Source organism: uncultured Helicobacter sp., assembly GCF_937906905.1.
Classification (GTDB): Bacteria; Campylobacterota; Campylobacteria; order Campylobacterales; family Helicobacteraceae; genus Helicobacter_B.
The window spans coordinates 23,896-44,448 of sequence record NZ_CALERY010000003.1 but is presented as its reverse complement, the minus strand read 5'-3'; the positions used below and the strand labels follow the sequence as shown (position 1 = coordinate 44,448).

Below are 20,553 nucleotides of genomic sequence, written 5' to 3'. Positions count from 1 at the left end.
GCACTTTGCTTCAGCCTCTACCAAATACGCACGCCACAAGGACAGCATAATGAGCATTGTAAGGACACAAAGCCCCAAAAATAGAGCAAAATCTCGCGCAAACCGCGCCAAAGCAGGACTAATTGCCACGCTAGCCCTAGCCACCGCCCTAAGCCTAGCCCACGCATTCACCCCAGAAATCGACTTCAATCCCCCAGCCTATGTCGATGAAATGCCTAGCAAGGAGTTCCTCCCAGCTCCAGCCCAAGCAGGCTCACTCTTTGGGCAGGGCGATCGCCCACTTTTTGCCGATAGGCGAGCGATGCGCCCAAATGACCTCATCACCATAAATATCGATGAGAGCTCCAATGCCTCTCTCTCTAGCTCCAAAGACTACACAAGCACAAGCGGTGGCGCAGTCAATGCCCCTGTGCTAGGCTACAACGGCAGCGATGAGCAAGCCGCCAAAGACACCCAAGATTTAAACAACCAAACCAACTACACCCTGCAAAAAACCGCCGATAACTCCAACTTCAAAGGCAGCGGACAGCAAAGCCGCAATGACGCGCTCAAATTCTCCATAACCGCTAGAATCCTAAAAGTGCTAGAAAATGGCAACTACTTCGTCTATGGGCATAATGAAGTGCTAATCGATGGTGAAAAGCGGCTAGTAACCATTAGCGGTGTGATCCGCCCCTATGACATCGAGCGCGACAATAGCATTTCATCAAAATATATCGCCGACTCTAAAATCGCCTACACAAGCATTGGCGCGATCGGGCAGACCAACCACAAAAAAGATGGCACAAAAGCCATAGAAGATGAATTTCCATTCTAAAAGTGGATTCTAGCCCTTGCACACTTCTCCAAACACTGCCCAAAAGATCGCCCCCCAAAGCACTCAAAGCACCGCTGCTCTAACTAGCGCGCCAAAGATTATCGCGCTAATCCCAGCGCGAAGCGGAAGCAAGCGAATCCCGCATAAAAATATCAAGCCCTTTTGCGGCAAGCCCATCATCGCCTACCCTATCACCACCGCGCTAGAATCTAAGCTTTTCTCACGCGTGATTGTTAGCACAGACTCACAGCACATAGCCGATATTGCCCAAAGCTTTGGCGCGGAAGCTCCATTCCTGCGCCCAAGCTCTTTAAGCGATGACTTCACGCCCACTGCCGCTGTGGCACGGCACGCGATCAAAGAGCTAGGGCTAGATTCTAGCGATGTGCTTTGTGTGATCTACCCCACCGCCCCACTACTGCGCCCAGAGAGCCTAAAGCGCGCGCTTGAAATGCTACTAGAATCTCATACACTAGATTCTAGTAGCTCTCCCCTGCAATCCCCAAAAGCTTGTGCAAAAGCCTTAGACACAGAATCTAGCGGTGATTTTTTGGATTCTGGTGTGTTGTTTAGCTTTGCAGCAGTGGGCTATGCGTATAGCCCTTTTCGCAGCTTTTGTATCCGTGGCGATGATAGCGCGAGCCAGCCAAACAGCAAGAAACAAGAAGAAAGGCTCGCCAATCGTGGCAGTGGAGAGTGGGGCAGAGTGGAAATGCTTTTCCCGCAGCACTTTGCCAAACGCTCGCAGGATCTAGCACAAGTCTATCACGATGCAGGGCAGTTCTATTTCGGCTGGGCGTGGGCTTGGGAGCGTGCTTGGCGAGATGGGCTAGCGCTATTTGCCCCGCATTCGCGCGCGCTGATTCTCCGCCAGCATGAAGCGCAGGATATCGATACGCTAGAGGATTGGACACTCGCTGAGATGAAATACCGCGCCATGACTAGAATCTAGCTTACAAAATCTTTGAAAAATTCTTCTTTGAAAAATTTCTCTGCCTCTGCACTGCGATCTTTAATGCGATTTTTATCAAAGCCATCGGTGTTAAATCTCTTCACGCAATCAAGCTTAGATTTTTCATAAATGGGCTTTTTACTCATTAAATCCTTGTCTTTTGCCTCCCCATTTAGCGTCTTTTCAAGCGATAGGAGATTGCCGTATTGATCACAATACCTATCAAAATCCTCTTTGCTATCAAATCCATACTGCTTAAAGCCATTAGCACTATCTTTTAGAGCCTGTGGGAGGATATGCTCTATCTCTAATGATAATTCTTTTTTCACAATTAAACTCCCAAATGTAGCCATTGTCGCCTTATGACAATGTTGTTTAAAAAACAAGTAGTGGAATATCCGCTTATAAGCAAAGCTATTTTGCACAAAGGAGCTTATGCGACTATTTAGATCAACTTTTTTATCTTTGCACGATTGCATAGCCTTTTGCTTTAGGCTCTCTATGCGATCTTTTATATCTTTTGTGCTATCAAATAGCTCTTCTCGTAGTCCATACGCCGTAGCCTCTGCTCCGTTAAACTTTAGCAAAGCGCAATCTACCTTCGCTAGAAAATCTATCATTTCCCTACTTAGCTCGCCCAACATCTCTAAGCGTATAAATGTAGGGTAAAGCAAGGAGTTTAGATTCTCCAAAAACATACACTCAAACATCGCCTCATCAGTCCCTATGCGATCAAGTATGCGCACTGTAGCGGTAAAAAACTCTGCCAAATCCTTTGCATAGGCGCGTAAAAACTCCTTGAGATCTGCAGGATCACTTGCAGCACGAGCTTTTAGCTCTTTTTTAATCTTGTCATAAGATGTTTCTGTGGAGTCTCTATAATGCGGTCCTTCCGCTTTGGCTATAAAGTTCGCACTTCCTATGTGGTAGCGCACCATATCGCCATCTTTGAAGCTTGTCCCACCGATTGCGGAGCTGTATTTATGATCCACAATTTTTTGCGATTTGCAAAAAATATCTCTAAAACACCCATTTATCTCATCATCAAGCCCATTTTCTCCGCCTTTGCAATAGCGATTGGAGTAGTAGATCAAAAGAGACTTAAGCTTATCAAGTATATTGAGCTGCACGCCCCTGTCATTGACACTTTGGAATGTGCGGATAGCCTGCCCAGCACTATTTTCTTTCAATACAAGCATTTTCATTTTTAGCAGCGTGTCGATATAGGTGTTTATGTCGCTTTCGCCAAGACCTCTAACCTTAATCACAATAGCTTTAAAGACTTCACGGAGATTTTTCTGCCCTTGCGTAGTGGCTTCTATCTTATCGATTTCATTAGAATCACTTACACCCACTTTTTCAAGCAAGCTATCAAATACTTTTTTATTTGCCTCAATGACTTGGAATCTTTTGGTTTGCTTCCCATCATCTGCTTCTACATAGATTCTATTTCTACTAGTTCTTGCTAAAAGCGCGTAAAGCAGCATAAATATCGTAGTCATTCGCTGCTGCCCATCGATTAGGTCATACTCATTATCGCCACTTCCATGCGGGGCGATGACAATCGTGCCCAAGAAATGCCCATCAGGCTTGCTAGATTCTTTGGCGATCTCAACGCTCTCCTTTAAATCTTCCCAGAGATCATCAAACTGCTCGCTCCCCCACGCATAGTCGCGCTGATAGTTTGGGATATGGAATCGGTGGTGAGTTTGTAGCACACTGCCTAAAGTTGTATTATCGCTCATTGCTTTCTCCTTGTGTATTGCCCTTATATTTGGGATAAATCGATTCTACAAAAAAAACATAATGTCAATAACGCACAGCACCATATCTACCCAAGAATCACCCGCACACTCCAGCGCTGGAAGACGACCAAGCCAGAGCTTTACGCACTCATTGAAGCAGGCTTTAAAATGCGCGAGAATCTAGCAAGCCAAGAGCTCTACCACCAAGAGATTTTAGAGCTTATCAAGTCCATAGATCCAAACTCCACCCACTCTATCAAATAGCCACACAAATACCGCACACAGCGCGCCAGAGAACGCTCACAGCCCCAGAATCCACCCCCAGAAATCCACGCCAGCGCGCCAGAATCCGCCCGCCATTTCGCACCAATCGCCCCAAAACCATGTATAATAGAGCAAATGACTTGCGCACCAAGTCTAATCCATACAAGGAGTAAGTGATGGGCAATGCAAAAAAGCAGGTAAAAAAGGTCGTGCTAGCGTATTCCGGTGGGCTTGATACAAGCGTGATCCTTAAATGGCTGGGCGATACCTATGGCTGCGAGGTAGTAACATTTACTGCAGATATCGGGCAAGGCGAGGAGGTCGAGCCAGCGCGCGCCAAAGCACTAAAGCTTGGAATCAAGCCAGAAAACATCTTCATCAAAGATTTGCGCGAGGAGTTTATCCGCGACTTTGTTTTCCCTATGTTTCGAGCAAATGCAATCTATGAGGGCGAATATCTGCTAGGCACTTCAATCGCGCGCCCGCTGATTGCCAAGCAGCTGGTAGAAATCGCCAAGGAGTGTGGTGCAGATGCTATAAGCCACGGCGCCACGGGCAAGGGCAATGACCAAGTGCGCTTCGAGCTAGGCGCGTATGCGCTAAATCCAGATATCAAAGTCATCGCACCTTGGCGAGAATGGGATCTAAATAGCCGAGAGAAGCTTCTAGCTTATGCCAGAAACGCTGGAATCCCAATCGAAAATGCGAAGAAAAAATCCCCCTACTCCATGGACGCAAACCTCCTGCACATCAGCTATGAGGGACAAAATCTCGAAGACCCAAGCATAGCACCAGAGGAGAGCATGTGGCGCTGGAGTGTCAGCCCCAAAGACGCACCAGACAAACCCGAAATCATCACCATAGAATTTAAACGCGGCGATGGCGTAGCGATAAATGGCAAAGAGCTAAGCCCGGCAAAATTCTGGAGCAAGCTTAATGAGCTAGGCTGCAAGCATGGCATAGGGCGGCTGGATCTTGTCGAGAACCGCTATGTAGGCATGAAATCGCGTGGGTGCTATGAGACCCCAGGTGGAGCAATTTACCTTAAAGCTCATCGAGCCATAGAATCCATCACGCTCGATCGTGAGGAAGCCCATCTCAAAGATGAGCTTATGCCCCGATATGCGAGCCTTATCTATAATGGATTTTGGTTTAGCAAGGAGCGCGAAGCTCTCCAGGCACTCATCGACCACACGCAAAAGCATGTCAGCGGACTCGTGCGTCTTGAGCTCTACAAAGGCAATGTCTGCGTGCTAGGACGAGAATCTACACACTCACTTTTTAGCGCAGCATATAGCACATTTGAAGAGGACAATGTCTATGACCAAAAAGATGCTGCTGGGTTTATCAAACTAAACGCACTGCGCTTCATCATCGCTGGCAAAGCAAAAAACGCAAGAAAAGCCGATAAAAAAGCTCAAAAATCTAGCAAAAAGGCTGAAAAGCATAAAAAAGATACCGCTAAAAAATCCAAGAAAAAATAGCAAAAGCCATGCGCCCACACTCCCTACCAGCACCCGCAATGCTTAGTATGCTTGGAGCACTTGTCATTCTTGCACTTACCATGCTGCAAGGCTGTGGCACGGTCTATACGCCGGGGCATGCCACAGGTATGGCAAGTAGCAAAAAGACAGGTATAGGGATTTGCAAAAATTTCTTTTATTTCTTTGACTTTGGAGACTGCACGATTGCCGCAGCTGCGCGCAATGGTGGGATAGAGAAAATCGCCACAACAGACTTCGCACGCAATGGCTTCCCCTACATCTACACCAAACGCACAACAATCGTTACAGGCGAGTAAATCTACTAATTTTAGTGCGCCCAAATCGTTTGGATAGAGCAAGAGAGATAAAACAGAAGCAATGGTATAATGCGCCCAATCTTTAAGAGACTCACATCAAGGCAATATCGTGTGCAAACTTCATGCCAAGCTTATTTTCATCACGGCGATGTGCTTCGCTTCTATCATCACCGCGCACGCACGAGAACCTTTTGAAAAAGTGGGCGATGTGCTAACGCTCGCACCTGTGGGCGTGCTCATCGTAAGCCTTGGCATGAAAGACTACGAGGGTGCGGCACAGCTCGCAGCTGGCTCGCTTGTTACCCAAGGGGTGATAGAAGTGGTCAAAAAGAGCTTTGAATTTGCGCACGATAGGGGGGGGGCTTCATTAGATTTTGCCAAACGCCCTTGCTGCGATGACTGGAAAGGTATGCCAAGCGGGCACGCGGGTGGGGGCTTTAGTGCGGCTGGATTTGTGTATTACCGCTATGGGTGGAAGCCAGCACTGCCACTCATAGGGCTTGGGATCATCACTGATGCCTCGCGCGTGGTCGCTAGGAAGCACACCATCTGGCAGGTGCTTGCTGGAAGTGCGATCGCGTGGGGAGTGGCGTGGATCTTTACCACACCCTACAAACCACGAAATGTCCTTATCCTCCCAGACATCGGCACAGATGTGGCAGGCAGGGCGACATACGGAGTAAATCTATCTTACACCTGGTGAGATTTAGTGCCATTCTATTGCCAAGGCTATTGCCATGCGATAGCCTCTTGCAAATCCACCACAAGCAAGAGCCTAAGCCTACAATGTGGGGTCTAAAACTCCTTCATCTCCAGCTCCTGCCAAATCTCCTGTGCCGCGCTAGAATCTGGCGGAAGCGGGATTGCACTTTTGCTTTGGGTGCTATTTTTAGCAGCAGTATCTTCTCTTTGCATGCCCTGATTATCTCGCTCTTGCTCATTTTGCTCATCTGTGCTTGCTGGTGTGAGATTAGGCTCACTATTTTGTGTGTTTTGTTTTGTTTGAGTAGATTCTGGAGGGGCTTGGCGGGTTTCAGGCTTTGACCCCAAATAGGAATCCTGTGCGGACTCTATCGAGTCTTGGGGTGGGCTTAGTGCATGAGAAGAGGCAGAATCTAGTTCAAGAGCCTTAGTAGATTCTGCGGCTTTGGGGAGCTTTTGCTTAGCTAGCAAAGCTTCGAGATGATAGGCGATAGACTCTGCGACAAGCTTGTAGCCATAGGGGCTAAGATGGACATCTTGCTTTGAGAGAGCTTGGGCAATCCATTTTTGCTTACCCCCACTCTCCTCGATAAAATCCTGCATATCAAAATACAGCGTGTGGTTCTCCCGCGCGACTTGCTTGGTAGCTTTGCGCACAGCTTCGTAGTTTGTTGTTGGTTTGTAGGTGCCAGTATCTTTGCGCTTGATGAGCACTTGGGGTGCGCCGATGAGAAGAATCGTAGCATTTGGGTGGTATTGGCGTAGGAGCGCGATAAATGCAGAAAAATTCTCGCGATAGAGCTTGTCATTGAAGCTCGCAGAAATCGCGTCATTTGATCCATAAGAAATCGCAATGAAGTCAAGTTGCGTAATAAGCTCGAGCTCACGCTCTAGTAGCGCACGATTCCACTTCAGCCACACATCACTTCTAGCGCCATTTATGCCAAGATTGATAACAAAGCTCTCTGGAGTATCTACGCCATAGCTTTGATTGTGCGCTGGTTTTGGAGCGGGGCTTTTGCGTGAAGCTGGCGTATCGATGAAATATCCACCAAGCATGGCATTAGGCAGCAAGGCATTGATACGCACAGGGAAGCGCAACGCCATGGGCGATGAGATCTCCCAGCGATCTTTTTCACTCGCCCCTAGCCGCACTTCTTTGCCATTGCTATCACGCAAGATAAATGCCCCTAGCGTGCTTGGCGCCCTAAATACAACGCGCACAAGAAAGTCCTGCTGCTCTTTTGGGAAATTTAATCCCAGCTGCACAAATGCTTGCTCACTCTTAGCACGCGCGATAATCCCGCCCATGGGATAGTCGCTGTATGCGTCCTTGCGCGAGTTTAGGATCTCAAAGCCTTTATGCTGGTAATGAATAAGAAGATTTTGATGAAATGGTGGGAAAATAGGATACGCAAAGCCGACAGAATCCACTTCCATGAAGCGCGCTCGCCACACGCGCGGCATAAAATCCCCCGCAATATGTGAGTCGCCAAAAACCGCCATGCGCACCCCACTAGAATCTAGCTTGCTGGATTCTGCTTGCAATGCGCCTTGGACTTGGAGCTTGAGCCAAGATAGATTCTTTTCACCAAAGTCGATGAGGTCGCCCTTTTTAGCCATAGAATCTAGCACGCTTTGCGCTGGGAGCTTGGGAAAAGATTTTGACTTTTTGGTATTTTGGGATTTTTTGGCTTGGGGTTTTTGTGGGCTTTTGGAGGTTGTGGGCTTGGAGTTTTTGGATTTGGCACTAGTTGTGGGCTTGGCGGTAGATTTGGCAGATGTGGATTGTGCATGTGTGAAAAGCAGACACGCACAAAGCAGCGCGAGTGCAACAGCGATTCTACTCATACGCGCCTTGACCACCAAATACACCAAAATCCTGGCTTGATTCTTCTGCGCTGGGTGCTGGAGAAGCAGGGAGAGAGTGAGATTCTGGCATGCTAGATTCTGCCTTGCTAGCAGGATCAGCGCGCGAGGCAGAATCTAGTAAGGTAGAATCCAAACTAGATTCTACGCTCTTTGCTACCATGCCTGCTTCTTGTTCTTCTGCCTCCTGTTTTTCTTGCGGTGCAGGCAGAATCTCCAACCGCTCTAGCAGTAGTGCGCCCAGCGCGCGCGAGCCCTCTCCACTAAAATGTATTCCATCATTAGCGCGGAGCTTGATAGATTTGCCATCAGCGTTTTTCCCATAGGCAGTATAGCTACCATTTGGCGCGAGTGCATTGTTTGAGTGCAGCAGCAGTGCTTTATTCTCTTTCTCCACAGCCTGGGCGACTTTGGCAGCATAGAGGGTGTTAAGAAATGCAAGCTTGGTATTGAGTGGCTCTTTTTTGACAATAGGTGCTTCATACCATACCACCAGTGCGCCATGTGCATTCGCACTCTCCAAAATCTCCTCTATGCGGCTCTCATAGATCTCCACCCACTCTGGGCTAGCATATTTGATTTTGGGCATATTGTAGGGATCATTCGCGCCTACCATAATGACAACCACATCGATACGAGGGTGCTTGTCGAGGGTGTCTTTGAGCGTTTTACCCCAATCAAAAAAATCCGTATAAGTGAGTCCTGTGCTCTGCTTGGCGATATCGATAACAGAGAATCCAAGCTTCTTAAGCTCCCTCCCAAGCGTCATGCCCACACCCTGCATCATAGAATCCCCAATGAAAAGAAATGTAGAATCTGCTTCAAGCACGATATGCCCATCTTCACTAATGAGCGGGTATTTGGGTACTTCTGGCTCTATCTGGCTCGACTCTGGCTCTTCGCTGCCACTTTGATTTTGGGCGTGATTCTCTGCATTGGCGATGATGAGATCTTGGGATAATGGCAGCAGAGCGTTGCGGGCAGATTCTAGCCAGAGGGCAGGTAGGCTTAGGAGCTCTAGGATAAGATTTTGTGTATCAAATGGCGTGATGTGGTATTTTTGCTCGATATAGGTATGCACACTCCTATTCATCACTAGCAAAACGAGCAAGAAGCTCAATACCAGCGTAGTGTAAAATCCTACGATTCTCATACCTTCTCCCTACTCCAAGATCATGTGCAAGCGCATACTAAAATCCCGCATAGATGAAATTAGGAATCCCATCTGGCATAAACACAAAAATCACACACAAAATCGCGCCAAGCACAAGAGGCTTTAGGATATTTGGGATCTTATACAAGTAGAGCACGCACATACGCTGGAGATTTCGTAGCAATGGATAGCAGCTAAATACCACAAACCCACAGAGCAAAATCACACTCTCCCTAAGCCCCACAGGCTGGGCTAGATTCTCTCCAAATGCGCTAAGAAACCCCACAGAATCCCCAAAATCCTTGTAGCAGAAAAATAGCCACGCAAATGTTACAAAGCAAAAAGTGCAAACCCTAGCCACAAAGCCAGCAAGCGCCCCACTCCCTAGACCTAGCCCCAAAGCACGCAAGCTATTTAGCCACACAAGCCCAAGCCCGTGCAGCGCACCCCAGATAAGGAAATTTATCGTATTGCCATGCCAAATCCCAGAGAGCGAGAAAGCAATAAGCACAAAGAGCTGTGTGAGCCAGAATCCACGCTTACTCCCGCCAAGCGGGATATAAATATAGTCGCGGATAAAGGTAGAAAGGCTAATATGCCACCTCGCCCAAAAATCCTTGAGATTGCGCGCCATGTAGGGCATATTGAAGTTTGGCGGCAGCGTGAAGCCAAGCATAAGCGCAAACGCACACACCAAATCCACATACCCACTAAAATCACAATATAGCTGCACGCTATACCCAAATATCCCAAGTAGCAGCTCAATAGCGTTGTAGTTAAGCGGGTTGCGCAAGATTGGCTCGCTGTATTCTTGGATATAAGTAGCGAGCAAAACCTTTTTCACAATCCCAAAAAGCAACAGAGTAATGATGAGATTGGCAAATTTTGCACGCCAGAATCTCACACTATGAAGCTGGGCGAAGAAAAAATCACTTCGCATAATGGGACCAGCGATAATGGTGGGAAAAAATGAGAGATAAATCGCGAGATTTGGCAAGGATTCTAGCTTAGGGTTTTGCAGGAGGACATAGTCGCTTGGCGCACCTTTGCCTACTCGTTTGGCTTCATAAACTGCACGCAGATAAGTGATACTCGCAAAACTATAAAAACTAAGCCCAAGAGGCAAAAGAATATCAATATCAGCCACATCAAGCCCGAAAAATCGCAATAGATTCTCAAAACCATCTTTGAAACTGGCAAAATACTTAAAAAAGCTCAAATTGCACACCACAAGCGCGACAGAGGCTAAAAACACACTCTTACGATCAGTAGCAGCAATCGCATGGCTAGCAGCGAAGATAAAGAGCGTGAAAAGTGCCAGCACTAACGCGAAGTAAAGACTGCCAAAATACCATAAGATCGCGTAGTTGAAAAGCAAGAGCAGGGAGTTTTGCAAGCGCAAAAAACCCCGCAAAAGCCAGTAGGCGATGAAAAATAGTGCGAAAATTATCCCAAATTCTATGGAGAAAAAAAACATCTACTTCCTAACTATCTCAAAATCTGTCCTATCTAGCACTTAAGCCAGGCACTATGGACACACCAAAGCAAACAAGGCGGGCAAATCAAATCATGGGCGAAAGCGCAAGTATAGCAAAAATTCTCAAAAGCCGCCTCATCATGCTTTGGGCTAAGACATCACGCTATTGGGGTTATGGCAGGAAAAATATACATGAAAATCCAGCTCGCAGGGCTAAATCAGCCAGACGCAACGCTAAAATCTAGTCAAATTAAAAAATAAGAATAAAATTCATTTTTGATAGAATGTAATATAATAATAATTGTTATCATATAGATAATGATAACCCAAACAATCACGAATACAACACAACCATACAAAGGAGCTTCGATGAAACCCCATCAAAACCACGCACAACATCGCACACCAATAATCTCCAAATCATACACACTCGCAAACGCTGCAATCATGGCGCTTGCCCTACACTGCGCACAAGCACAATCCCACCAAACAACAGAATCTACTCAAGCAGATTCCCCCATGCTACAACACACGCTCAATGAAATCAGCACCTACGCGCGCCAAAACGCCAAGCTCGATGAGCTCAACCGCAATACCTACACTATCAATAAACACCAAATTCAAAACAAAGGCTACACATCACTGGAAAATATATTTTCCTATGCGCCTTTTGCGAGCTTCAATAACGCTGGGCTTGGCAGCAATATCGATCTGCGTGGTCAGGGCGCACGCGCCAATACCTCCGTGCAAGTGCTTATCAATGGCGTGTATGCCAATATGCTAGATTCTAGCCACGGCGTAACACCACTTAACACGCTTTCCCCCGCTAGCATAGAATCTATCGAAATCCTGCCTGGCGGCGGAGCGGTGATGTATGGCAATGGCACGCGTGGTGGCGTGGTCAATATCAGCACCCAAAAACGCTATGAGAAGCCTTATTTCTCCGCGGGACTTAGTTATGCCAATATCATCGCTAGCACAGGGAATAACTACAACGCAGATGCAAAATTTGGCACAAAGATTGGCGACAAAACCTATCTCTCCCTAGGCGCAGCCTATATCCACAAAGGCGGACCACGAGTAGGCGATCTCACACAAGGCGGACAGGGCAATCTAGGGCTCATCTATGACATGAGCGAGAAGCAGAGCCTAAGCCTTAGTGTAGATTACTTCAACGGCGTCATTGCCACTACGCCAAATAATTCATTTATGGATATTCCAAGCCCAGATAAAAGCGACCGGAATCGCAGTGGCAATGGCAGTATGCGCAACACCCAACAGCGACTAGATGTAAGCCTGGGCTATATCGCCAAGCTTAGCGAACATGCCAAGCTTGATATCAAAGCTTTCTACCACCTAAACAACATTGCTTATGTGGATTCTATCACGCGTCTAAGCCATTTTAACTACAACGGCTTGCCACTAGATAATGCCTCTGCTGATCAAAGCGGCTCGACCTTTAGTGATAGTCGCGCAGGGCTCATCGCCAAATACGATCTCAAACACACCAAAGGTCGCTTTATTGCAGGAGTAGAATCTATCTGGAATCAAGGCAAACGCACGATGGATCAACGCATACTATGGAAAGGCAGCGTGTCGATGCCAATGCCACCTGACACAAGCGTTACAAGCTATGATCATAAAATCTTTATCCCATTTACTGGGACAAAATGGAGCAGCGCACTCTATGGGCTAGAGAAATACGACTTCACCGATAGATTCTCGCTCACAGGTGGCGCTCGGTATGAGTTTGCATTCTATGACATTGATGTTACATACAAGAATGATATGAGCATTGGCATGAGTAATCGTCCTATGAAAATAGCATATTCCACCACAGGCGCACTCCAAGACACCCTGCACAACTATGCACTAGAGCTTGTGCCAAGCTATCGCTATCGAGATTCTGGCGCAGTGTATGCCAAATACGAAAAAGGCTTTTTCTCCCCCAGCCCCAATTCCATGCTAAAGCGCAGCGGCTCTGGCTCCACCTCTAAATACACTGCCACAGATTTGCGCAAAGAGGAGTATCATACATTCGAAGTGGGCGTGAAAGATGTTTTTGGTGAGTTTATGAGTATCTCTGCTGCAGCATTCTACACCCTCACGCAAAATGAATTCTACACCATAGGCAACGCCCACTCCCTAGGCGGTGTGCAATATCGCAACTACGACCTAACGCAGCGCGCTGGGGTGGAGCTATTCTCCCAGCAGTTTTTCTTCAATGATCGCTTAAGCTTTAATGAAAGCTTCACTTATGTCAATGCCACAATTTTGCAAGATAATGGCAGCAAAACTAATCGTGCTATCCCCTACACAAGCAGCTACAAAGCCACTTTAGGAGCAAATCTAGCCCTAGGGCGACACTGGAATCTATGGACACAGCATAGCTTCTTTGGCGCGCAGAAAGACATCGTAGGCACGACTATCCCCGCATATAGCCTAAGCGATATAGGCATAGGCGCGAGCTATGGTGGATTCTCTCTTACCGCAGGCGTGCGCAATATCTTTGACACCTTTTATTACACCTACTACAACAGCGACAAGACAGACCCCATCGCAGGCTATGGCTTCTTGATAGGAGCTGGGAGGAGTGTGTTTGTCGAAGGACGATATAGCTTCTAGCCGCTAGAGCTTTATGCGGTGATTGCGCGGATTCTCAGCATAGATATATTGCTTGCTAGAATCTGGCGACTTTGTTACAATGTCAAAATCAAGTATGAAGCTTAAACATAATCGTTAAGGAGAAAAAATGTGCGGGATTTTAGGGATTTTAGGGCGTGTTGATGAAGCAAATTTCACCAAAGCACTCCACACGCTCACCCACAGGGGACCAGATGCCTTTGGCGTGTATGCAGGGGAGTCTATCACGCTAGGGCACAGACGCTTATCAATCATCGATACCAACGAGCAAAGCAATCAGCCAATGCACTTTACAAATAGTAATATTTGCGGGGGGGGGGGCGAAGTGGATTCTAAATAGAAGTGATCAAAGCCCGATTTATAGCATAGTTTTTAACGGAGAGATTTACAACTACATCGAGCTAAAAGAGCAGCTCAAAGCCAAAGGCTATATTTTCCACACGCAAAGTGATACTGAAGTCGCGCTAGCAAGCTTTATAGAGTGGGGGGAGTCCTGCTTAAACCGCTTCAATGGTATGTGGGCTTTGGCAATTTATGACCATAAAAAGCAACGCCTCTTCCTAAGCCGCGATCGCTTCGGCAAAAAGCCCCTATTTTACGCCTTTATCACCACGAGCAAAGGAGAGAAGCAGCTCATCTTTGCTAGCGAGATGAAAGCGATTTATCCCTACTTAGCACAAATTTCCCCATCACACACCTTTAGCGCGATGAGTGCTAGGGCGAACATCTTCTCCTATCCACAAACCCACGACACCCTAGTAGATGGGATCTACCGCTTCCCCTACTCACACTATGCTTTTATCAATCTAGGAGATGGCAGCCTCACCCCCACGCGCTACTACAATATCCTAGACCACTTGCGCCTAGCTCCTAGCACCTATGAGCTAGCGAAGCAGGAGTTTTTCACACTCTTTTGCGATGCAGTGAGAGTGCGAATGCGATCAGATGTAACCATAGGCACTGCGCTTAGTGGGGGGCTGGACTCTAGCGCGGTGATTTGCACGATGGCACACCTTGCCAAGCAAGGGGCAGAAGCGCAAAAAGACTGGCAGCACGCCTTTGTCGCCTGCTTTAAAGACACGCACCAAGATGAGAGCTGGTATGCCAAGCAAGTAGTCGATCATATCGGTATAAATGCAACTTTTAAGGAGATTGAGCCACTAAAAGAGTGGGATAATATCTATAAATATTTCTATATGCTAGAAGATCTCTATGGGCGCATACTCCTGCACGATATTTTGATTTATAAAGAGCAAAGGAGCAATGGCATCACCGTGAGCCTTGATGGACACGGATCTGATGAGCTATTTTGCGGGTATGGGCATATCCCCTATGCTTTGTGGGATAGCCGCTATCACCCACTGCGATTATGGCAGCTTTGCCACACGACTAATGGCACGCGCCTGCACCCAGAATCCACTTTTAGCGTGCTAAAATCTAGCCTAAATATGTTTGCTCGCACGGGGGTAAAAAGGCTTATCGGCAGAGAGATTGTAGCAAGCACAGATTCTAGCCACCCAAATTTCAAAGCGATGGATACGCTTAATCAAGTGCTGTATGTGCTGTTTTTTGAGACGCTGCTGCCTGTGATTATCCGCGACTATGATAAATGCTCGATGATTTCAAGCATAGAGATACGAATGCCCTTTATGGATCATAGGCTTGTGGAGTTTATGTTTAGCCTGCCTTATCACTACAAAGTCGGTGGCGGCTATACTAAAAAGCTCTTGCGCGATAGCATTGGCACGCTTATGCCAAGCTCTGTTACTTGGCGCAAGCCCAAGCTAGGCTTTAATGCGCCTATGGCAGACTGGATAGCGCGAGATAAAAGCCACAATGGGCTAAAAGAGTGGTTTTTAGACATTGCGCACTCTCAAGACTTCCTAGAGTGCCCCCTTGTGCCTAATGCCAAAGAAACAAAGGAGCAGATCTTAGCCCTAGCTAGTGGCAACATCGCCCAAGAAAACGCCCAAAACACCGCAGAAGAAGTATGGTGCGCGCTCAATCCTTACCTCTGGCAAAAGTCCATAGCCCAATACGCGCTTAGATTTGCATAATCAAAGGCAGCTGGATTAGATAAGAGATACTGGATTTCACAAATCTTCAAGATTTTGGCAAAAATACTTGTAAATTTAGAGAGCTTGGGATAGAATCGAGCCATTTAGGATTCCACCATTACTCCAAAAGCCTAGTATCGCTAAGAGAGTGGGCAGCGTTTAGGATAATTAGCTCAAAGGATTCTTATGAGTATGAATACCCGTCCCTACGAGTGCTTGCGCGGGGTTGGGGATTTTGCCTATGCTTTTGGTGGCAAGTTTCTCGATATAAATGGGCGGCGCGCACGACCGAGTTTTCGTTATATCAAGACTTCATGCCTAAATTCCCACTCCCTGCAAGTCGCCACAATCACCTGTGCGCTTGATGATATCAGTCGTCTCAATGCGCCTGCTTCAAGCGACATCACGGCAGACTATATGGAGCATATCAGCCAAGGCTATACAAACGCAATCCTAGCAAGCACGCAAGAGCACGAAAATCTCTTGCGTATGCTCTATGGATTATGCGTGCGAGAGCAGATTCTTGCTCCAGAGCGCACCTATCTTTTTACTGCCATGGCGTTAGATTCTGGCGCGCATAACCCGCTTTCTAAGCAGTTTAAGGTGTTTGCTATCGATATAGAGCAGACCAAAGACCAAAACACAGATAAATCAGCCCATGCCTACCAGAATCTACACGCACAAATCCTTATCCCTCTTATCATGCTTCCACTTGGGCACAAAAGTGCTAATGATCAAAACACCAGCGATACAGACATTGGCAAAAATGGCGCGAGCGGGATGTTTTTGCTCGATGATTGGTTTTGCTTCTATCGTGGAGGTAGGCTTGTTTATGAGTGTATATGCGCGGATTCAAAAGCCCTGTGCGATGCAGTGGGGTTTGTCGCCTCAATGTATGACCATGAGGGGAGAGAGGTTTTCTACCCTAGCGATCTTGCGCCAAAGGCACTAGATTCTAGCCCAGAATCCACGGCTCATGATTTCGTTTTCACTCCACTAGATAAATCCCTATCCCAAATGACACAAGACTTTCTCCGCGCCCACGACAAGGAGCATGCGCCACTCTATAACCCATACGCCAAGCCCCTTTTACAAAGCACGAGCTTTTATTCTATGCTTTGGCTTATTGCCTGCTGCGCGCTTATCCTCGCTCTCCCCTATGCCAAGCTCGCCTACGCCACACACCTAGACAATCGCGCCAAGGAGCTCCAAACCCAAAACACACAAAACGCCAAAACCATAGAGTCTCAAAAGCAGCTCTCCGCCAAGCTCCCAGCCCAAAGCGCACAAATCTCCCAGACCATAGAATCCCTAAGCAGCCTGCATGCCAAATACACGCCGCGCCTCTATATCCTCTCTACTCTTTCGCAAATCGTGCGCGATGCGGAAGCATGGATCATCGAGCTTTCGCTCCAAGGCACACTCGAGCGAGGCGAGACGCTCCTAGCGCTCTCCTGCCAAGCGCTCAAAGAAGAGAGCCTCCATACTCTCCTAAACGCACTTCAAGCCAAACCAGAGCTTGAAATCATCTCCACAGAGATAGACAAAGACCTTGCTAGTGGCTTTCGCACAAATATTACGCTAAAGATCAGCCATGTCTAGGGTATTTGCTAGAGGATTTGCGCGGCTAGATCTCTGGCTAGCGCGCCACAGCAAGCGCGAGAATCTAGCGATATTCTGCCTGCCCTTGCTGCTATGTATTGGCGTGGCGTTTGCGGTAGTTTTGCCACCTATCGATGAGACCTACACCCAAAGCCAGCTTCACCTAGCAAGAGAGCAAGATCTCGCAAATGCACTCGCAGAAATCCCGCCAAATCACGCAAACCAAGAGCTGCAAGAGACCCTCACTTACAAGCGCCAGCTTCTCCAAGCACTCAAAGAGCGTGCGATAAAAAGCACAACTCTTGCCAAAAAGCTTGGCACATTTACGAGCAATATCCGCCATAGCAAAGAGAATCTCACTATCCAAGCCCTAGGCGATGTAGAAATGCTAGAAGACATTATTGAGCTGCTTGAAACCCAGCATTTTGTGTTTATTCAAAATCTCTCTATCAGCGCACCATTTGCTAGTAGCCTTGATATGCGCTTTGATGTGCTAAATTTTGGCGAAAGGCTATGAGCACTATGAGAAGCGCGCGGGCTGTTTTTGTGCTAGGAAGCGTGCTAGGAGCTATGGGGCTTAATGCCATAGAGAGTGGCGCACAGAGCCTGCAAGAGCGTGTCAATGCCCTGCTTCAAGCCCCACGAGCGCAAAGCTATCGTATATATAATGTCTTTGGCGAGAAAGAGATTGATCTCAAGGTGCATGCGATTTTAAACGACAAAGCCCTAATCCAAAACACCTGGTATAAGCGCGGCGACAAAATCGGCGCATTTGTGGTGGATTCTATCGGGGCAAATCGTGTCGTGCTAGTAGATAGAAAATCTCTCCGCAAAGAGCTACGACTGCAAAAGCAGCTCTTTGGCAATTAAAAACAACCAAGGAGCGATATACCCAAATGAAAACAAGACAACACACTCTCCACAATCCCACCCCAAAAGCACCTCCAGCCCGCAATCCTGCCCGAAGCCTTATAGCGATTTTGCTCTGTGCCCTTAGCGCACTCACTCCACTAACACTTAGCGCGCATGCGTGTGAGAGCAGGACATTTACCCTGCAAAGCAAATCCAACCTCTCGCCCAAAGTCCTGCTTGAAGAAATCGCCCTAGAATGCGCCCTAAGCCTAATCCTCGATGACAACGCCCAAGACGCATTAGAGCGCACAAAAGTCAGCCTAGTTTTCCGCAATGCCAAGCTTGAGCATATTCTCTCCACCATAGCCAAAGCCAGCGATACACACTACACGCTAGAGTCAAACACCATGCGCTTTAGCCACCTACGCACGCAAACTTTCCATATCAACTACATCGCCACCGCACGCGTGGGCAGCTCCAATACCGATGTCGTCTATGGGCAAGAGTCCCAAACCCAGTCCCTAACCCCCCACACAAGCTACTACAACTACAACCAGCCCCTAAACCCCCTAGGCGATGATATACAGACCAAAGCCCTAACACAAGGCACGCAAAGCCCCATTTTTGGCAAGTCAGGCACGAAAATCTACTCCATTGATGAGCTAAATTTCTGGGGCGATTTAGAAAATGAGCTAATAGCCATAATCTACCAAGAAAACGACAGCTACAATCCCAAGCACCCGCGTATCACTATCAACAAAGGCGCAGGACTCATCACCATAAACGCCACGCCACGCCAGCTAGAGCGCGCGCAAGCCTACATCGCCGCCCTACAATCACGCCTCAAAGAGCAGGTGCAAATCGATGTGCAGATTTTCAATGTCGATCACAGCAATATCAACACCATAGGCGTGAATTGGGGCAAGCTCTTTGAGCTAGGGCTCAACACCCAATCCCCCCAGCCCCCACTCCTAAGCACCACACCTAGCGGGCTAAATTATGGCGTGTATGTATTCTCGCAAGATCTATCAATCGGGCAAATCGTGCAGTTTCTCCAAGAATATGGCAAAACCAGCTCAATCTCCAACCCAAAAATCATCACCCTAAACAACCAGCCAGCCATCATCTCCGTGGGCAATGTCCTGCGCTACTCCCAGAGCCTAATCTACCAAACCTCCACCAACTCCAGCACAATCCAAAACACCGGCTACCAATACCCAAGCGTCTTTAGCGGTGTGCTGCTAGATGTAACGCCCTCAATCTATGGGCAAGAAATTATCCTAAAAATCAACCCCTCCATAACCGCGGCAAAAGACCCCTCCATAGAAAACCAGCCCCAAGCCCTAAACGCCCCGCCCAATCTCTCTACCAATCAGCTCTCCTCTATCGTGCGCATACAAAATGGGCAGCGCGTGATTTTAGGCGGACTTATCAGCGAGACAGACTCTACAAGCACCAAAAAGCTCCCCCTGCTAGGCTCAATCCCCCTGCTTAAATACCTCTTTTCCTACAAAAAGACCATAAAGCAGAAAAAAGAAATGATCATCATCATAACGCCCACAATTATCAATGATGAGAGTAGCGATTATAGAGCCAACACCGAGCAAGCTTAGATTCTAAGCATATCAATCTTTACTTGCGCAGATTCTAGTGTGAAAGCACATTTTCCGTCATCGCGAGCAGTGCGAGAGCCAAGCGTGGCAATCTACAAGCACAAAACCCAAATCACAAAACCCACTCCCGCCAATTATGATAAAATCCGCCGCAAATCAATCTATACCCACCCAACCTAAGGCAGGCGATGAAAGCAAAAGCATGGAGCGATGTGTATAAAAAATACCGCCAAACCCTAGCGCCCAGGCTCTCGCGCCTCGCAGCCACACTCTCCGCCAAAGCCAAGCCCCTATACGCACTCGCGTGCGGTCTCCTTGCAAAATCCACCCACGCACTCGCGCAAATCTCTGCGCAAATCCGCCCACATCTGTGCTTCGCACGAAGCAAAAAAGCCCTGCGAGCCTATTTCCAAGCAGGGCAGAAACGCTTGCAAGCATATTGGCACACCTTGCGTAAAAACCCTGCGCGAAGCGTCGCTGGCGTGCTTATGGGAGTAAGCGTTAGTTTTGGACTTTTTAGCGTGTTTGTCGCTGGGGGCTTGTATGAGCGCCATGAAAGCGCCACAAGACAGCTCGCCCACTCCCAGCCAGCCACTCACACCGCTACGCCCGCCAGCACACCTGCCGCGCCAGAATCTAGCAGCCCAGAATCCCACGCCAAATCTCCCCCAGCGACAAATCTCACCACCAGCGACACACGCCAAGCCCTGCAAACCACCGCACCCACCATGCCTAAACCCGATGAGAGGGAGAGTATCATCGCTGGCTCACTCACCTATGGCAACGCTATCGCTATCGCGCGCCAGAATCTCCTAGAGCGCGATTTCACACGAGCTAGAATCTGGATCTACCGCGCCTACCTCATCGCGCCAAATGTCCAAGAAGTCTGGGACTTGTATTGGCAGAGCTGGGATAGCGACGCACACGCAAGCATAAAGCAGAAGCAAGAAGCCTATGCGCTTACACTCTATGCTAGAAGCTATTATAGACTCTAAACCCTGTCTAG

Annotated in this window: 19 protein-coding genes; 15 read left to right on the top strand and 4 right to left on the bottom strand. The window is 47.9% G+C overall.

Annotation, left to right across the window (positions count from 1 at the left end; genetic code table 11):
- Positions 1–49: 49 nt before the first annotated feature.
- Entirely contained in the window at positions 50–817 is a 768-nt protein-coding gene (gene flgH / locus Q0171_RS01605) for a flagellar basal body L-ring protein FlgH (protein WP_299325970.1), read from the top strand.
- Positions 818–833: 16 nt separating this feature from the next.
- The gene (locus tag Q0171_RS01600; protein ID WP_299325968.1) at positions 834–1,769 is read left to right on the top strand and encodes a pseudaminic acid cytidylyltransferase; all 936 of its coding nucleotides are present in this window, start codon (positions 834–836) and stop codon (positions 1,767–1,769) included.
- On the opposite strand, the gene Q0171_RS01595 is transcribed toward Q0171_RS01600, so the two are convergent.
- A complete protein-coding gene (locus tag Q0171_RS01595) occupies positions 1,766–3,514 on the bottom strand; it encodes a DUF262 domain-containing HNH endonuclease family protein (protein WP_299325966.1) in 1,749 nt (582 codons plus the stop codon). The two genes, Q0171_RS01600 and Q0171_RS01595, sit on opposite strands and share 4 nt — an antisense overlap.
- Before the next feature lie 84 nt (positions 3,515–3,598).
- On the opposite strand from Q0171_RS01595, the gene Q0171_RS01590 reads away from it, so the two are divergent.
- The 4 genes from Q0171_RS01590 (at position 3,599) to Q0171_RS01575 (ending at position 6,282) form a co-directional block, all read left to right on the top strand.
- On the top strand, positions 3,599–3,778 hold the full coding sequence (locus tag Q0171_RS01590; protein ID WP_299326102.1) for a hypothetical protein: 180 nt from the start codon (positions 3,599–3,601) through the stop codon (positions 3,776–3,778).
- Between the two features lie 176 nt (positions 3,779–3,954).
- On the top strand, positions 3,955–5,262 hold the full coding sequence (locus tag Q0171_RS01585) for an argininosuccinate synthase (protein WP_299325964.1): 1,308 nt from the start codon (positions 3,955–3,957) through the stop codon (positions 5,260–5,262).
- An 8-nt stretch (positions 5,263–5,270) separates the two neighbouring features.
- Positions 5,271–5,579, top strand: coding sequence for a TRL domain-containing protein (locus tag Q0171_RS01580; RefSeq protein ID WP_299325962.1), 309 nt, complete (start codon positions 5,271–5,273; stop codon positions 5,577–5,579).
- Between the two features lie 148 nt (positions 5,580–5,727).
- On the top strand, positions 5,728–6,282 hold the full coding sequence (locus tag Q0171_RS01575; RefSeq protein ID WP_299326100.1) for a phosphatase PAP2 family protein: 555 nt from the start codon (positions 5,728–5,730) through the stop codon (positions 6,280–6,282).
- A 92-nt stretch (positions 6,283–6,374) separates the two neighbouring features.
- On the opposite strand, the gene Q0171_RS01570 is transcribed toward Q0171_RS01575, so the two are convergent.
- The 3 genes from Q0171_RS01570 to Q0171_RS01560 are packed head-to-tail and all read right to left on the bottom strand — an operon-like array spanning position 6,375 to position 10,780.
- Positions 6,375–8,132 (bottom strand): GDSL-type esterase/lipase family protein, encoded by a 1,758-nt coding sequence (locus Q0171_RS01570; protein WP_299325960.1) that lies wholly within the window; start codon positions 8,130–8,132, stop codon positions 6,375–6,377.
- Positions 8,125–9,303: a DUF459 domain-containing protein gene (locus Q0171_RS01565; protein WP_299325958.1), complete on the bottom strand. Its 1,179-nt coding sequence runs from the start codon at positions 9,301–9,303 to the stop codon at positions 8,125–8,127. The genes Q0171_RS01570 and Q0171_RS01565 overlap by 8 nt, the downstream gene beginning before the upstream one ends.
- A 37-nt stretch (positions 9,304–9,340) precedes the next feature.
- Positions 9,341–10,780, bottom strand: a complete 1,440-nt coding sequence (locus Q0171_RS01560) for an MBOAT family O-acyltransferase (RefSeq protein WP_299325956.1) — start codon at positions 10,778–10,780, stop codon at positions 9,341–9,343.
- Between the two features lie 369 nt (positions 10,781–11,149).
- Between Q0171_RS01560 and Q0171_RS01555 the strand changes: the two genes are divergently transcribed.
- From Q0171_RS01555 to Q0171_RS01515, 9 genes are all read left to right on the top strand, one after another.
- Positions 11,150–13,405, top strand: a complete 2,256-nt coding sequence (locus Q0171_RS01555) for a TonB-dependent receptor (protein ID WP_299325954.1) — start codon at positions 11,150–11,152, stop codon at positions 13,403–13,405.
- Positions 13,406–13,532: 127 nt separating this feature from the next.
- A complete protein-coding gene (locus Q0171_RS01550; RefSeq protein WP_299325952.1) occupies positions 13,533–13,763 on the top strand; it encodes a hypothetical protein in 231 nt (76 codons plus the stop codon).
- On the top strand, positions 13,681–15,480 hold the full coding sequence (gene asnB, locus Q0171_RS01545) for an asparagine synthase (glutamine-hydrolyzing) (RefSeq protein WP_317279164.1): 1,800 nt from the start codon (positions 13,681–13,683) through the stop codon (positions 15,478–15,480). The genes Q0171_RS01550 and asnB overlap by 83 nt, the downstream gene beginning before the upstream one ends.
- A gap of 186 nt (positions 15,481–15,666) precedes the next feature.
- Positions 15,667–17,082 (top strand): hypothetical protein, encoded by a 1,416-nt coding sequence (locus tag Q0171_RS01540; RefSeq protein WP_299325950.1) that lies wholly within the window; start codon positions 15,667–15,669, stop codon positions 17,080–17,082.
- Complete coding sequence (locus tag Q0171_RS01535; protein ID WP_299325948.1) at positions 17,075–17,599, top strand: hypothetical protein; 525 nt, start codon at positions 17,075–17,077, stop codon at positions 17,597–17,599. The genes Q0171_RS01540 and Q0171_RS01535 overlap by 8 nt, the downstream gene beginning before the upstream one ends.
- A gap of 5 nt (positions 17,600–17,604) precedes the next feature.
- Complete coding sequence (locus tag Q0171_RS01530) at positions 17,605–17,952, top strand: hypothetical protein (RefSeq protein ID WP_299325946.1); 348 nt, start codon at positions 17,605–17,607, stop codon at positions 17,950–17,952.
- A gap of 26 nt (positions 17,953–17,978) precedes the next feature.
- Entirely contained in the window at positions 17,979–19,547 is a 1,569-nt protein-coding gene (mshL, locus tag Q0171_RS01525) for a pilus (MSHA type) biogenesis protein MshL (RefSeq protein ID WP_299325944.1), read from the top strand.
- A gap of 39 nt (positions 19,548–19,586) precedes the next feature.
- Complete coding sequence (locus Q0171_RS01520; RefSeq protein ID WP_299325942.1) at positions 19,587–19,727, top strand: hypothetical protein; 141 nt, start codon at positions 19,587–19,589, stop codon at positions 19,725–19,727.
- A gap of 8 nt (positions 19,728–19,735) precedes the next feature.
- Positions 19,736–20,542: a hypothetical protein gene (locus tag Q0171_RS01515; protein WP_299325940.1), complete on the top strand. Its 807-nt coding sequence runs from the start codon at positions 19,736–19,738 to the stop codon at positions 20,540–20,542.
- The last annotated feature ends 11 nt before the right edge of the window (positions 20,543–20,553 follow it).